This is a genomic window from Leucobacter aridicollis, from assembly GCF_013409595.1.
GTDB classification, from domain to species: Bacteria; Actinomycetota; Actinomycetes; order Actinomycetales; family Microbacteriaceae; genus Leucobacter; species Leucobacter aridicollis.
In genome coordinates, this window is sequence record NZ_JACCBD010000001.1 from 1,135,364 (window position 1) to 1,149,178 (window position 13,815).

Genomic DNA, 13,815 nt, shown 5'->3' on the forward strand with positions numbered 1-13,815 from the left:
GCCGCGTGATCCCAACGTCGCTCGCCGAGCTTGTTGCCTCGGGGCGCGTCTCAGCCGACTGGGGCGAGGCGCTCGCCGCAGTCGATACGGGCGGCACGCTCGACGCGACGCTCGCTGAGCTCGCGTCGTTCCTCGCCGCCGAGGAGGCAGCGGGCGCCCAGGTGCTGCCCGCGGAGGAGCACGTGTTTCGGGCATTCGCGCGGCCGCTTGGTGCGGTGCGGGTGCTCATCGTCGGTCAGGATCCGTACCCCACCCCGGGCCACGCCGTCGGGCTGTCGTTCTCGACGGCCCGCGACGTGCGGCCGCTGCCGCGCAGCCTGAAGAACATCTACCGGGAACTCGAGGACGATCTCGGCGCTGGGCACACTTCCGGCGCCGGAGCCGGCGCCGGAGCCCTGCCCGAGTCGTCGTCAAGCTCGTGGGCTGAGGACTTCTGGGCGGAGTCTGTGGGCTCACCGGGTGCTCCCGGTCACGCCGCTGTCGGGCAGCACGGCGACCTCTCGGCCTGGGCCGATGCGGGGGTGCTGCTGCTCAACCGCGTGCTGACGGTGCGGGCCGGTGACGCTGGCTCGCACCGCCGCAAGGGCTGGGAACAGGTGACGGAACTCGCGATCCGGGCGCTCGTCGCACGTGGCGGGCCGCTGGTGGCAATCCTGTGGGGAGCTGACGCGCGGGGGCTCGCGCCGCTGCTCGGGGACACCCCGATCGTTGAGAGCGCGCACCCGTCGCCGCTGTCCGCTTCGCGCGGGTTCTTCGGGTCGCGGCCGTTTAGTCGAACGAACGCGCTGCTCGAGGCCCAGGGCGCCGCACCGATCGACTGGGGCGCGCTCGGCTGAGCTGGTTGCGCCTGCCTGCCTGCCTGCCAGCCTGCCCGGCCCGTCTGGCCCCACCGCCCACCAGTTGCAACTTTCTCTACGTTTTGACGTAGTTGAGAGGCTCAAACTACGTCAAAACGTAGAGAAAGTCTTGGGGCGGGGCGGGCGGGGCGGTGGCCCGGGGTGGCAGCCCCAGCCCCGGGCCGCCAGCCCCTGCCAGACAGGCCCGCCCCGGCCTACCGCACGCGCCGGCGCCTGGGACGAACCGGCTCGCCCTGCACCGCGATGGCGCCGGTCTCGTCGACCAGCTCGTACCGGCGCTTGCCCGCGTCCTTCACGAAGAACCGATAGCTCAGCGCGAGCAGCACAACCCACACGGCCCCGACAAAGATCGCGGGCCGCGAGTCTGGCACGAGCCCGATCATCACGATGACGAACAGAATGAACGCGATCGCCGCGTACGAGGCGCCGGGCCAGAGCGGCACCGGGAACTCGCTCGGCAGCCGGGACTCGCGGGCGATCTCGCGCTTCATCCGCACGTGCGCGATGAGGATCATGAGCCACACCAGCACCGTCGCAAACGTCGCGAGCGCCGCGATGAAGAAGAAGATCTGGTCGGGGAAGATCGCGTTGAGCACGACCCCGAGGAGGAGCGCCGTGACCATGGTCACCACCGTGAGCCACGGCACGCCACTTTTCGTCAGCTTCATGAACTGCTTGGGGGCCTGGCCCTGCTCGGCGAGCCCACGCAGCATGCGGCCCGCACCGAAGATGTCCGCGTTGATCGCCGAGAGTGCCGCGGTGATGACGACGACGTTGAGGATGTGCGCGGCGCCAGACAACCCGAGCGACTCGAAGATTGACACGAACGGGCTCGTCTTGCCGTCGATCGTGGTCCAGGGCTGGAGGCTCATGATGACGCCGAGGGTGAGCACGTAGAACAGCAGGATGCGCATGGGCACCGAGTTGATCGCCTGCGGAATGACTTTCTTCGGGTTCTGTGCCTCGCCCGCGGTGATGCCGATCACCTCGATGCCGCCGAAGGCGAACATCACGACCGTGAACGAAGCAAGCAGGCCCCAGAGTCCGTTCGGCATGAACCCTCCGTGCGACACGAGGTTCTGGATCCCGGCCGCGCCCTCGCTCTGATTTCCGAGGCCGAAGACGATGATCGCGATGCCGCCGACGATCATGAGTACGATCGCGGTGATCTTGATGAGCGAGAACCAGAACTCGAGTTCCCCGAACACCTTCACGCTGATGAGGTTGATTGCGGCGATGAAGAAGACGACGGCGAGCACCCAGATCCAACGCTCGACGTCGGGGAACCAGAAGCCCATGTAGAGCCCGAACGCGGTGACGTCTGCGAGCGCGACGACAAACATTTCGAACGTGTACGTCCAGCCCGCGAGAAAACCAGCGAACGGGCCGATGTAACGTGACGCGTACTGCGCGAACGAGCCGGATACCGGGTGTCGCACCGCCATCTCGCCGAGGGCGCGCATCACCATGAAGACGGCGGCACCGCCGATGATGTAGGCGAGCAGCACGGCCGGCCCGGCCGCCTGGATCGCCCCGGCGGACCCCATGAACAGGCCCGTGCCGATTGCGGATCCGAGCGCCATCCAGCGGATGTGCCGGGCGGTGAGCCCGCGCTTGAGTGCTTCAGGGGCCGCCATGGTTATGCCCTCCCGTCGCGTGTGGCCTGGCGTGCGGCAAGGCCTGCCGCGGCCTCCAGCACGCAGAGCGCGGCGAGTCGCACGGTGCGCCCGTCGGGGGCGTCGGCGGTCGCGTCGACCTCGGCGATGTCGATGCCGCGCACGCGCGGGTCGGCCGCGAACATCCGGGCGAAGGCCCGCAGCTCGTGCGCGGCGATCCCTCCCGGAATCGAGGCCGGGCAGCCGGGCGCGACGGCGCGGTCGCACACGTCGACGTCGAGGTCGACGTGCACCGGCCCGCCGCCGGCCCCGGCGATCTCGAGCGCTTCGGCGGCGATCTCGGCGAGAGGCCGCGAGAACAGCTCGTCGCGGTGGATCACCGTGATGCCCCACTCCTTCGCTCGCTCGCGGTAGGCGCGGGAGTTCGCGAAGTCGGCGATCCCGATCTGCACGATGCGGCGCGGGTTCAGCCCGGCCTCGACGAGCCGGCGGACGGGGGAGCCGTTCGAGCGGCCGTCGCGCAGGTCGTGGTGAGCGTCGAGCGTGATGAGTCCGGCCGATTCGAGGGCGTCGCCCGCGACGCCGAGCGCGGCGGGCACGGTGAGCGCGTTGTCGCCACCGAGGGCGACGACGAGCTCGGCGCGGGCGGCGAGCTCGCGCACCGTTGCAGCTGCGGCGCCCTCACCGTCTTCGGTGTCGGGATCCGTGACGTCCCCGGCGTCGCGGATGCTGAGCGCCTCGCCCAGCACCGTTTCCAACTCGGTGCCGCGCGCGCCCGGCGCAGCGGCCTCGACGGTGTGGTCGGAGTAGCGCCTGAGCGCCTCCCTGACGGCCGCCGGAGTGAGGTGCGCGTTCGTGGGCGAGAGCGACGTTCTCGAGGTCGGAATTCCGACGAGCGCGAGGTCGATCCGGGCGCTGCCGTCGGTCCCGTCGACTGCTGGCCAGGCGCCGGCGCGCGGCCAATTGGGGTCGTGGGAGAGCGGACGAGCGACGTTGCTAGTTGGGGTGGTCATAGTTGCAAGCTAGCAACGGAGCGGCGTGCAGCGGGTGGCAGGATCGCCGCCATCGTCCGGGATTCCGGACACGAGGTTGCGCTCTGGCGCACACGAGCGCCGACGAATGCGGTGTGATCGAACCATGACCGACAACACCCACACAGTGATCCTCGGGGACGCCCCACTGACCCGCGCCGATGTCGTCGCGGTGGCCCGCCACGACGCGAAGCTCGAGCTCGCCCCGGCGGCGCTCGCCAGGGTCGCGGCAAGCCGCGCGGTGATCGAGCAGCTCGCCGATGACTCCCGCCCGCACTACGGCGTCTCGACGGGATTCGGAGCGCTCGCAAAGGTGCAGATCCCTGTCGAGAAGCGCCAGCAGCTCCAGCGCAGCCTCATCCGATCCCACGCGGCCGGCACCGGCCCCGAGGTCGAGCGCGAGGTCGTACGATCGCTCATGCTGCTCCGGCTCCAGACGCTCATGACCGGGCGCACCGGCGTCCGCGAGGTCGTCGCTCGGACATACGCGGAGATCATCAACGCCGGCATCACGCCGGTCGTGCACGAGTACGGCTCGCTCGGCTGCTCGGGCGACCTCAGTCCGCTCGCGCACTGCGCGCTCACGCTCATGGGCGAGGGCAATGTGCGCGTCGGCGGTGCCGCGGATGAGGATCCGCACGCGCCCACCATCCCCGCCGCCGAGGCGCTCGCGGCCGCAGGCATCGAACCGCTCGTGCTCGCCGAGAAGGAGGGCCTGGCCCTCATCAACGGCACCGACGGCATGCTCGGCATGCTGTGCCTTGCGCTCGGGGATCTCGACGAGCTGTTCGCCGTGGCCGACTTCGCGGCCGCCGCGAGCATTGAGGCGTTGACCGGGACGGACGCCGTGTTCCAGCCCGAGCTGCACGCGCTCCGGCCGCACCCCGGACAGAGCTCATCGGCGGCGAACATGGCCGCCGTGCTCGCCGACTCGCACCTCGTGCAGCGCCCGCGCGAAGGGGAGTTCACGCGGGTGCAGGATGCGTACTCGCTGCGCTGCGCCCCGCAGGTGCACGGCGCCGCGCGCGACACGGCGAGCCACGCCGACAGGGTCGCCGCGGTCGAGCTCGCCTCGGCGGTCGACAACCCCGTCGTCCTGCCCGACGGGCGCGTCGAATCCAACGGCAACTTTCACGGCGCCCCCGTCGCGTACGTGCTCGATTTTCTCGCGATCGCGGTCGCCGATCTCGCATCGATCAGCGAGCGCCGCACCGACCGCTTCCTCGACGTCTCGCGCAGTCACGGCCTGCCGCCGTTCCTCGCCGCGGACGCGGGCCTCGATTCGGGCCTCATGATTGCCCAGTACACCGCCGCAGGCATCGTCTCCGAACTCAAGCGCCTCGCGGTGCCGGCGTCGGTCGACTCGATCCCGTCGTCGGCGATGCAGGAGGATCACGTGTCGATGGGGTGGGCGGCGGCCCGCAAGCTGCGTCGCGCCATCGACGGGCTCCGGCGGGTGCTCTCGATCGAGCTGCTCACGTCGACGCGCGCGCTCGACTTCCGCGCGGCCGATGGGGCGGGCGCTCCGGGCGCAGCGACGGCTGCGGTGCACGCGCTGTTCCGCACCGAGATCCCGGCGCCCGACACCGACACGTTCCTGTCGCCGACGATCGACGCGGCGGTCGGTTTCGTAGCATCGGGTGCGGTGCGCGAGGCCGCCGAGGCCGCGCTCGACAGGCGCTTGGCCTAGCCACGCCGGAGGGCGAGCGCCCGATAGGCTGCACCCATGAGCGAGCCCAAGGTTCCCGCGGCGGATCAGACGCTGCGCATCCTGACGCTGCTCGCGCGCTCCCGGGGCCCGGTCCCGGCGAGCATCGTGGCCTCGCAGCTCGGGCTGCCGCGCTCGACGGCGTATCAGCTGCTCGCGACGCTCCAGGAGCACGGCTACGTCATGCACCTCGCCGAGGAGAAGCGCTACGGGCTCGGGATCGCGGCCGTCGAACTGAGTTCGGCCTACGAGCGGCAGGAACCCATCGCGCGACTCGGGAGGCCGCTGCTCGCCGCGCTCGTCGATCGCGTGCGCGTGAGCGGCCATCTCGCGGTCCCGAGCGGGAGCGACGTGCTCTACGTCATCGAGGAGCGCGCTCAGGGGACACCGCCGCTCGTCACCGACGTCGATGTTCGACTGCCGATGCACCTCACCGCGAGTGGGCGGGCGATCCTTGCGAGCCTGCCGCGGGCGCAGGTGCGCGCGCTGTACCCGAACGCGCAGTCGTTCGCGCACCGCCTGGCTGGCCCGGACGGCATCGACAGATACTCGCGGCTGCGAGGCGTGCTCGACGACACCGTCACGCGCGGCTTCGCGCTCGAGCGCGGGTCGGTGACCGAGGGACTGTCGTCAGTCGCCGCACCCGTGCTTGACCACCGCGGGTGGCCGATCGCCGCGGTCGCCGTGACCTTCAGCGATGACGAGCACGGCGAGGGGGAGTTTGCCGCGCTCGCCGGCGAGGTGCGTGACACCGCAAACGCGCTGTCGGCGCGGATCCACGGGCGCGCGCTGCGCGAGGGCGGCTAGCGCCGGCTATCGCTCGGCGGCGAAGCTGCGCCAGCCGTCGTTCAGGATCCGGAAGGCCCCGTCAAGGACGGCCTCCGGATCGTCGTCCGCCGTCGCAAGTAGTTGTACTTGGAGGACGAACCGGGCATACGCGCGAATCTCTGGAGAGGGCGCGTCCAGGCCGAAATCCTCGGCGATCGCGGCCCCGAGGGCGTGTTCGTGTCTGGTCCACATCCGGGCGGCGTAGTCGGTGAGGGCGGGGGTCGCGTCGAGAAACTCCATGAATTTCTGGGCCCCGTCGCCGTGCTCGGTGCGGCTCTCGAGGATGCCCGCGGCGAAATAACGGTGCAGTGCGTCGGTGATTGATACCTCGGGGTCACGGTCTCGAACGGCGGCGACGAGCGCCTCGCGCTGCTCCTCGTCCTCGTCAAAGACGAGGGCTTCCTTCTGCGGGAAGTACGCAAACACCGTGGTGGGGGAGACGTCGACGCGGTCCGCGATCTCGCGAACGCTCACGTTGTCGAAGCCGCGCTCCAGAAACATCGCGGTGGCGGTGTTCGAGATCGCTTTGCGCGTCGCCGCCTTCTTGCGCTCGCGGCGCCCGAGTGTCGGTTGCTCAGCCATGCCCTGATTCTACCGGAAGTGGGCGCAAAACCGGTATTGATACAAAACTGGCTTGACTTCAAAGTTGGTATCGGTACACTTTTGCGCATGACTTCTTCATCATCCGCGCCTACGAAGGCGCCAGCAACCAGGCGTCGAGCCTGGATCACGCTCATCTCAATCACCATGCTCAACGTCATCGGCATGACCGTCGTGCTCCCGGTGCTTCCCTTCGTCGTTCAGCGATACGTTGACACACCCGCGCACCTTGCGATCTGGGTCGGCGTGCTCGAATCGGTGAACGCGCTCTGCGCCTTCCTCGTCGCGCCGCTGTTCGGTGGCCTCTCTGACCGCTTCGGCCGCCGCCCGGTGATCATCGTCGCGACGCTCGGCGCCGCGGTCGGCTTCGCGACCTTTGGCATCGGCGGCTCCATCTGGGTCCTGCTCGCAGGCCGAATCATCCAGGGCATCACCGCCGGAGATATGCCCGCGCTGTTCGCCTACGCCGCCGACATCACCCCGCCAGCGGAGCGCGCGAAGCGCTTCGGGCTGCTCGGCGCGCTCAACGGCGTCGGCTTCATGATCGGCCCGGCGCTTGGCGGCTTGCTTGCCGCGATCCACATCGACCTGCCAGTGTTCGTGACCGCAGGGATCGCACTTGTCGTCGCCGTCGTCGCGCTCTTCGCGCTCCCCGAAAGTCTCGCACCCGAGAAGCGCACGCCGCGCCTGAAGCTTGAGGGGCTCCACCCGGTCGCGGTGTTCAAGAAAGCGTTCGGCAGGCCCGAGCTGCGGGGCCTGCTTATCGCCCTCGTGTTCGTCGCGCTTCCGTTCGGCATGTTTGTGAACAACTTCAGCGTGCTCGCGCTTGATCAGCTTGCGTGGACGGCGACGTCGATTGGCCTCCTCACCGCCGCAATCGGCATCCTCGACATTGTGCTGCAGGGCGTACTCATGCAGGCGCTCCTGCCCAGGCTTGGCGAACGCGGCATCATCGTCGCTGGGCTCCTGGCGCAGGCTGTCGGCCTCGCTGCCCTCACGGTCGTTGGCACCGTGTTTGCGGAGCCGTGGATCCTGATCCTCGGGACGCTGCTTCTCGGCGGTGGACAGGGGCCCGCGACCGCAGCGATGGACGGCGTTCTCTCGCAGCAGGTCGGCGAGCACGAGCAGGGCTGGATCGCCGGGGTGATGCAATCGCTCAACACTGGCGTGAACGTCATCGCGCCGCTCATCGCAGGCGTGCTCTACGCGAGCGTGTCACACGCGGCGCCGTACGCGGTCGGCTTCCTGCTCATGATCGGCGCGATCATCATGGTCGGACGCGCGAGGTTTCAGAGCCTCGCGAAGCGCCAACGCGCGCAGTCACCCGGCGGGGCAGGGGAGGCCGACAGCGTGGCGGCCGGCGTCTGAGGGCTGGGGCCGCACTCAGACCGCGCGGACGCCAGCCTTCCACACGCCGTGCGTGAGCCGCATGCCTGGCCGGTACGCGAGGTGCGTGACCGAGGGAGCGTCGAGCAGCTGGACGTCGGCGCGCGCGCCGGGGGCGATCACGCCGACGCGGCCCTGCGCCTCGCCACGCGGATCGACCCAGCGGTCCTCGTGCATGCCGAGCGCGATCGCGCCGCCGAGCGTCGCGGCACGCACGGCCTCCTGAATCGAGAGTCCCATCTGGAGCACCGCGGTGGCGACGCAGAACCCCATCGAGCTCGTGTACGAGGTGCCGGGGTTGCAGTTCGACGCGATCGCGACGACCGCGCCCGCGTCGAGGAGTCGCCGGGCCGGTGCGAGTGGCATCCGCGTCGAGAGGTCGCAGGCGGGGAGCACCGTCGCGACGGTGCCGCGCGAGCCATTCGCCCAGGAGCCCGCGAGCGCCTCGACGTCGGCATCGTCGAGGAAGCCGAGGTGGTCGACGCTCAGCGCGCCGTGCGCGACCGCGAGCTGCGTGCCGGGCCCGTGCCCGAGCTGATTGCCGTGCACGCGGGTGGCAAGGCCCGCCGCGGTCGCCGCGGTGAGGATGCGCTCGGTCGCATCCCCGTCGAAGGCACCCGTCTCGCAGAACACGTCGACCGCGCTCACGAGCGGGGCGACGGCCGCGAGCATCGGCCCGGTGACGAGGTCGACGTACTCCGCCGGATCAGCTCCCGCCGGCACCAGATGCGCGCCGAGGAATGTGACGGCGTCGACCTGGCTGGCGGCGACGCGGGCAGAGCGCACCTCATCCTCGACGGTCAGCCCGTAGCCGGTCTTCGTCTCCATCGTGGTCGTGCCATCGCGGAGCGCCTCGCCCACGAGCCTGCCGAGGTTCGCCCCGAGCTCGGCATCGGAGGCGGCACGGGTCGCGTTCACTGTGACGTTGATGCCGCCTGCGGCATATCCCTCACCGGCCATGCGGGCCTCGAACTCGGCGGTGCGGTCCCCGGCGAAGACCATGTGGGTGTGCGAGTCGACCCAGCCCGGGAGCACCGCGCGGCCGGCGGCGTCGATGCGCTCGTCAGCTGCGGGGGCCTCCGAAGCCGGACCAACCCACGCGATCCTGTCGCCGTCGATGACGACGGCGGCGTCGCTCAAGCGCCCCCCGATCCCGGCCCCGAGATCGGGGTCGTTCGTGGTGAGCTCGCCGATGTTGTCGATGAGGATCGCGTGGGTCATATGCTCAGTCTCCCAGGGGATGTCGTGTGTGTCGTGTGCGTCGCGTGGGCTAACGCCGCTACCAGGCGGTCTCAGTGTTGCGGATCGTCGGTGCAAGCGGCACCCGCACGCCGCGCTCCTTCGCGACCTCGTCGGCGCGCTGGTACCCCGCATCGACGTGGCGGATGACCCCCATGCCGGGGTCGTTTGTGAGCAGCCGCTCGAGCTTCTCGGCGGCGAGGTCGGTGCCGTCGGCGACCGAAACCTGGCCGGTGTGGATCGAGCGGCCGATGCCGACGCCGCCGCCGTGGTGGATCGACACCCACGTGGCGCCCGACGAGGTCGCGGTCAGGGCGTTGAGCAGCGGCCAGTCGGCGATCGCGTCGGAGCCGTCGGCCATCGCCTCGGTCTCGCGGTACGGCGACGCGACCGAGCCCGAATCGAGGTGGTCGCGCCCGATGACGATCGGCGCCTTCACCTTGCCCTCGGCGACAAGCCTGTTGAAGAGCAGGCCGGCCTGGTGGCGCTCGCCGTATCCGAGCCAGCAGATGCGGGCGGGGAGGCCCTCGAACTCGACGCGTTCGGCGGCAGCGTCGAGCCACTTGTGCAGGTGCGTGTTCTCGGGGAAGAGCTCCTTGAGCGCCTCGTCGGTGACGCGGATGTCCTCGGGGTCTCCCGACAGCGCGGCCCAGCGGAACGGGCCGAGGCCCTCGCAGAACAGCGGCCGAATGTACGCGGGCACGAAGCCCGGGAACTCGAACGCGCGGTCGTACCCGCCCTTGCGTGCCTCGTCGCGGATCGAGTTGCCGTAGTCAAACACCTCTGCGCCGGCGTCCTGGAACTCGACCATCGCCTGGACGTGCGCTGCCATCGCGGCCTGCGCGTCGCGGGTGAACTGATCCGGATCCTGCTCGGCGCGCGCGAGACGCTCCTCGACCGCGTAACCAATCGGCAGGTAGGAGAGCGGATCGTGGGCGCTCGTCTGATCGGTGACGAGGTCGATCGTGACCTCGCCGGCCTGATGGCGGCGGAGGATCTCGGGGAACACCTCGGCGGCGTTCCCGACGAGGCCGACGGACCAGCCGCGGCCCTCCTCTTTCGCCCGCTGGACCTTCGCGAGTGCCTCGTCGAGATCGGTGACGACCTCGTCGAGGTAGCGCTTGCCGGCGCGGCGGTCGAGGCGAGTCTTGTCGACGTCGACGATGAGGCACGCGCCGTCGTTGAGCGTCACCGCGAGCGGCTGCGCGCCGCCCATGCCGCCGCAGCCGCCGGTGAGCGTGATGGTCCCCGCGAGCGATCCCTTGCCCTCGACCGGGGCGATGCGGCCCTGGCCCTGCAGCTTCCGCCCGGCCGCCGCGAAAGTTTCATAGGTGCCCTGCAGGATGCCCTGCGTGCCGATGTAGATCCACGAGCCAGCGGTCATCTGGCCGTACATCATGAGCCCCTCGGCCTCGAGCTTTCTGAACTCGGGCCACGTCGCCCAGTCGCCGACGAGGTTGGAGTTCGCGAGCAGCACGCGCGGCGCCCACTTGTTCGTGCGGAAGACGCCGACGGGCTTGCCCGACTGCACGAGCAGGGTCTCGTCTTCTTCAAGATCGCGGAGCGTGTCGACAATCGCATCGAACGCTTCCCAGCTGCGCGCCGCGCGGCCCGTTCCGCCGTAGACGACGAGGTCGTCCGGGCGCTCGGCGACCTCGGGATCGAGGTTGTTCATGAGCATGCGAAGCGGGGCCTCAGTCTGCCAGCTCTTCGCTGAGATCTCGGTGCCGCGTGGTGCGCGGACGGGGCGTGCGCCGGGGAGAGCCATCGTTGGTTCCTTTCAAACGGTCTGGATCGAGCCGATGACTCCATCTCACCGCGTCGCTGGTGCCCAAACAACGTCGCGCCGAGCGCCCCTGTCCGGAATCCCGGACGAGTGCGCCCCGCCCGCCGTCAGGAGGTAGCTCCGACCACGTCGACGACCTCGGTGCCGTAGGCGCCTGGCTCGGTGCCGCGGCCGATCCGCGCGTACACCTCCGGACGCTTCGCACGCAGCACGAGCCCCCACACGACGCCCGCAAGCCCGGCACACGCGACGATGATCGGCAGCACGTAGGTGCCCGCGGTCGGCGCTTCCTGTCCGAGCTGCAGGTGGAAGTTGGCGATGATCATGACGAACACCCACGCGAGCAGCAGGCCGGAGACGAGCGGCGCGACAAACGTGGTCCAGAGACCGAGCCCGCGCCGGTCGCGCGCAAAGAACCCGATCACCGCCGCGGCGATCACCGCCATGAGCATGACGAGGCCCATTGCGCCAGTGTTCGTCAGCCAGGTGAACATCGTGAGGACCGGGTACAGGAACCCCTGGTCGCCGAGCGCTGCCTCGCCACCCAGCGCCCCCGCGATCGCAAAGCCCGCGGTCACGACGAGCGCGATGACGGTCTGCGCGACAGATCCGGCCCACGGCGCGCCGGACCTGCCGGTGTGCGCGAACCAGGCGGGGAGCACGCCCTCGCGTCCGAGGGAGAAGAAGTAGCGCGCGACGGCGTTGTGGAACGACTGCAGGGCAGCGAACAGGCTCGTGAGGAACAGGATGTTCATGATGTCGACGAAGATGACGCTGACGTGCTCGGACATGAACACGAACATGAGGTCGGGGCCGAACTCCTGCGACGCGCCCACGATGTTCGACGGGCCGATCCCCACCGAGAACGCCCACGCGCTGAACGCGTAGAAGACGCCGATGATGGCGACCGCCGCGTAGGTCGCGCGCGGTACGGTGCGCTTCGGATCCTTCGCTTCCTCGCCATAGATCGCCGCGCCCTCGAATCCCATGAACGCAGCCACGCCAAACACGAGCACGATGCCGAGCGACGGGCCGAACAGCTCGCCGGGATTCAGTGTCGTCGTGGTGACGCCCTCGGGGGCCGCGGCGAGCGAGTAGATGTCGAAGACGATCACGACAAGAAACTCGAGCGCGACGAGGATCCCGAGGACCTTCGCCGAGACGTCGATCTTGTTCACGCCCAGGAGGCCGACCGCGATGATGCCGATGATGATCCAGAGCCACCAGGGCGACGCGAACCCGAACTTGGCCTCGAGGAACATTGACAGCTGAAATCCGAACAGCCCGAAGATGCCGACCTGCATCGCGTTGTAGGCGACGAGTGCGATGAGCGACGCCCCGACGCCGGCGGCCCTGCCAAGCCCGCGAGAGATGTACGCGTAGAAGGCGCCGGCGTTCGTGATGTGGCGGCCCATAGCCGTGTAACCGACCGCGAACACTGTGAGGATCACTGCGATGAGGAGAAACCCGAGCGGTACGCCGAGCGATCCGGTGACGGCGAACGACGTCGTGACGCCGCCCGCGACGACCGTGAGCGGCGCCGACGCTGCGATGATCATCAGGGTGATCGCGGGGACGCCGAGCGTGCGGCGGCTGAGCCCCGGGTCGTGCGTGGGGAGTGCCGTGTGCTGGGACGCTGTCTGCGCTGCTGGCGCGGTACGCGCGGGTTGCGCGGTGTTCGGTGCTTCGCTCATGTGCTGAGTCCTCTCGTGGCGTCGTTGCCGGCGCGCTTCCGGGAGAGCCTGGCCGCGCGTCGATCCGAGTCTAAGAAGCGCCAATACCCGAGGGAAGGGCTGGACTAGGGTGCGAGCGCATGCCCCATGTCCGGGAGTGCAGACCTCGCCGATGCAGAACAACGGGGTCTGCAAGTGGCGCACGGCGCATGTCGCAGCGCGCACGGTTCGCCTGGTCGGGGGCGCATCGGGGGAGCGGTTCGTAGTGTGAATGGATGCTCGCAACAATGGTGATGCCCGTGGTGATGATCGGCTCCGCCGCGGTCTGCCTGTGGTGCGCCGCCCGGACGCGGGACCCGCTGCGGCTTGTTGCCGCGTGCGTGATGTTTGGCGCCATGCTCGATCATGCGGTGACTGGGTACCTGTCGCCGATGCTGTGGGCTGCGTTGCTCATGAGTGCCGGGCTGCTCGTCGGAGCGTCGCTGCGCCCGTCAGCCTGTGACGACAGGGCGGCCGGTGCTGGCGGGGCGGCTGGTGCTGATGCGGCCGCACCCATGATGGCGGGTGCGCTTGTTCACGCGCATGGGATCCTGACCGCGCTCTCGTACCCCGCGATGGGCGCGCTGCTGCTCGTCAGCGCCGCGCCGCCGCCGCAGGCCAACGCGTCGCTGACGGTTGTGAAGCTGCACGAACACGGCACCGTGCCATCGCTCGAATGGCTGGCTGCGGCCGTCGGGCTGCTGGCAGTGGGGCTCGCGTGCACGGCGCTCGCCGCAGCCAGGGACGGTCGGAGGTTCGCGGCTGCGGACGCTGGCGCAATGTCGCTCATGCTCGGCGCGATGCTCCTGTGACGACGTGTCTGCCGACACAAACCGCGTCCCCGCCGCCCCAACCCGCGTCCCCGCCGCCCCAAACTTTCCTACCCGCCCCAAATATTCCGGAGATTTGGGGTTGCGGAGAAAAATTGAGTGGGTGAGGATCCCGGTTCGGCCGGGCTCCGGGTGGGTCGGGCGATGGGCGGGCCGAGCTCCGGGTGGGCCCGGTAACGGGTGGGCCGGGCACCCGTGGCCGAGCGCCGGGCGCGCCTCGCC

The 13,815-nt window shown here is 69.7% G+C and carries 11 protein-coding genes; 5 read left to right on the forward strand and 6 right to left on the reverse strand.

The genetic code is table 11. From position 1 onward, the window contains the following. The first annotated feature begins 8 nt into the window (after window positions 1-8). Window positions 9-836, forward strand: a complete 828-nt coding sequence (locus tag BJ960_RS16675) for a uracil-DNA glycosylase (protein ID WP_185988165.1) — start codon at window positions 9-11, stop codon at window positions 834-836. 215 nt (window positions 837-1,051) lie between these two features. On the opposite strand, the gene BJ960_RS05320 is transcribed toward BJ960_RS16675, so the two are convergent. Both BJ960_RS05320 and BJ960_RS05325 read right to left on the reverse strand, forming a co-directional pair. Next, window positions 1,052-2,494 (reverse strand): amino acid permease, encoded by a 1,443-nt coding sequence (locus BJ960_RS05320; protein ID WP_185986525.1) that lies wholly within the window; start codon window positions 2,492-2,494, stop codon window positions 1,052-1,054. 2 nt (window positions 2,495-2,496) lie between these two features. Beyond that, on the reverse strand, window positions 2,497-3,486 hold the full coding sequence (locus BJ960_RS05325) for an agmatinase family protein (protein ID WP_185986526.1): 990 nt from the start codon (window positions 3,484-3,486) through the stop codon (window positions 2,497-2,499). Between the two features lie 124 nt (window positions 3,487-3,610). On the opposite strand from BJ960_RS05325, the gene hutH reads away from it, so the two are divergent. Together hutH and BJ960_RS05335 are read left to right on the forward strand one after the other, a co-directional pair. Then, window positions 3,611-5,194 (forward strand): histidine ammonia-lyase, encoded by a 1,584-nt coding sequence (gene hutH, locus BJ960_RS05330; protein WP_185986527.1) that lies wholly within the window; start codon window positions 3,611-3,613, stop codon window positions 5,192-5,194. A gap of 36 nt (window positions 5,195-5,230) precedes the next feature. Further along, window positions 5,231-6,019: an IclR family transcriptional regulator gene (locus BJ960_RS05335; protein ID WP_121077460.1), complete on the forward strand. Its 789-nt coding sequence runs from the start codon at window positions 5,231-5,233 to the stop codon at window positions 6,017-6,019. 6 nt (window positions 6,020-6,025) lie between these two features. Here the strand turns inward: BJ960_RS05335 and BJ960_RS05340 are convergent, their stop codons facing one another. After that, the gene (locus BJ960_RS05340; protein WP_185986528.1) at window positions 6,026-6,622 is read right to left on the reverse strand and encodes a TetR family transcriptional regulator; all 597 of its coding nucleotides are present in this window, start codon (window positions 6,620-6,622) and stop codon (window positions 6,026-6,028) included. Window positions 6,623-6,709: 87 nt separating this feature from the next. On the opposite strand from BJ960_RS05340, the gene BJ960_RS05345 reads away from it, so the two are divergent. Next, complete coding sequence (locus tag BJ960_RS05345; protein ID WP_185986529.1) at window positions 6,710-8,008, forward strand: MFS transporter; 1,299 nt, start codon at window positions 6,710-6,712, stop codon at window positions 8,006-8,008. Window positions 8,009-8,023: 15 nt separating this feature from the next. On the opposite strand, the gene hutI is transcribed toward BJ960_RS05345, so the two are convergent. The 3 genes from hutI to BJ960_RS05360 all read right to left on the reverse strand — a co-directional run bounded on the left by hutI (window position 8,024) and on the right by BJ960_RS05360 (window position 12,745). Beyond that, window positions 8,024-9,247, reverse strand: a complete 1,224-nt coding sequence (hutI, locus tag BJ960_RS05350) for an imidazolonepropionase (protein WP_185986530.1) — start codon at window positions 9,245-9,247, stop codon at window positions 8,024-8,026. Between the two features lie 58 nt (window positions 9,248-9,305). Then, complete coding sequence (gene hutU, locus BJ960_RS05355) at window positions 9,306-11,033, reverse strand: urocanate hydratase (protein ID WP_185986531.1); 1,728 nt, start codon at window positions 11,031-11,033, stop codon at window positions 9,306-9,308. Window positions 11,034-11,158: 125 nt separating this feature from the next. Then, window positions 11,159-12,745: an APC family permease gene (locus BJ960_RS05360; RefSeq protein ID WP_372430593.1), complete on the reverse strand. Its 1,587-nt coding sequence runs from the start codon at window positions 12,743-12,745 to the stop codon at window positions 11,159-11,161. A gap of 254 nt (window positions 12,746-12,999) precedes the next feature. On the opposite strand from BJ960_RS05360, the gene BJ960_RS05365 reads away from it, so the two are divergent. Next, window positions 13,000-13,575, forward strand: a complete 576-nt coding sequence (locus BJ960_RS05365; protein WP_185986532.1) for a hypothetical protein — start codon at window positions 13,000-13,002, stop codon at window positions 13,573-13,575. Window positions 13,576-13,815 lie beyond the last annotated feature (240 nt).

Coding starts and splice junctions, on each gene's coding strand:
- hutU (WP_185986531.1), bottom strand. CDS start 11,033: ATGGCTCTCCCCGGCGCACGCCCCGTCCGCGCACCACGCGGCACCGAG.
- BJ960_RS05365 (WP_185986532.1), top strand. CDS start 13,000: ATGCTCGCAACAATGGTGATGCCCGTGGTGATGATCGGCTCCGCCGCG.
- hutI (WP_185986530.1), bottom strand. CDS start 9,247: ATGACCCACGCGATCCTCATCGACAACATCGGCGAGCTCACCACGAAC.
- hutH (WP_185986527.1), top strand. CDS start 3,611: ATGACCGACAACACCCACACAGTGATCCTCGGGGACGCCCCACTGACC.
- BJ960_RS05320 (WP_185986525.1), bottom strand. CDS start 2,494: ATGGCGGCCCCTGAAGCACTCAAGCGCGGGCTCACCGCCCGGCACATC.
- BJ960_RS05345 (WP_185986529.1), top strand. CDS start 6,710: ATGACTTCTTCATCATCCGCGCCTACGAAGGCGCCAGCAACCAGGCGT.
- BJ960_RS05325 (WP_185986526.1), bottom strand. CDS start 3,486: ATGACCACCCCAACTAGCAACGTCGCTCGTCCGCTCTCCCACGACCCC.
- BJ960_RS05335 (WP_121077460.1), top strand. CDS start 5,231: ATGAGCGAGCCCAAGGTTCCCGCGGCGGATCAGACGCTGCGCATCCTG.
- BJ960_RS05340 (WP_185986528.1), bottom strand. CDS start 6,622: ATGGCTGAGCAACCGACACTCGGGCGCCGCGAGCGCAAGAAGGCGGCG.
- BJ960_RS05360 (WP_372430593.1), bottom strand. CDS start 12,745: ATGAGCGAAGCACCGAACACCGCGCAACCCGCGCGTACCGCGCCAGCA.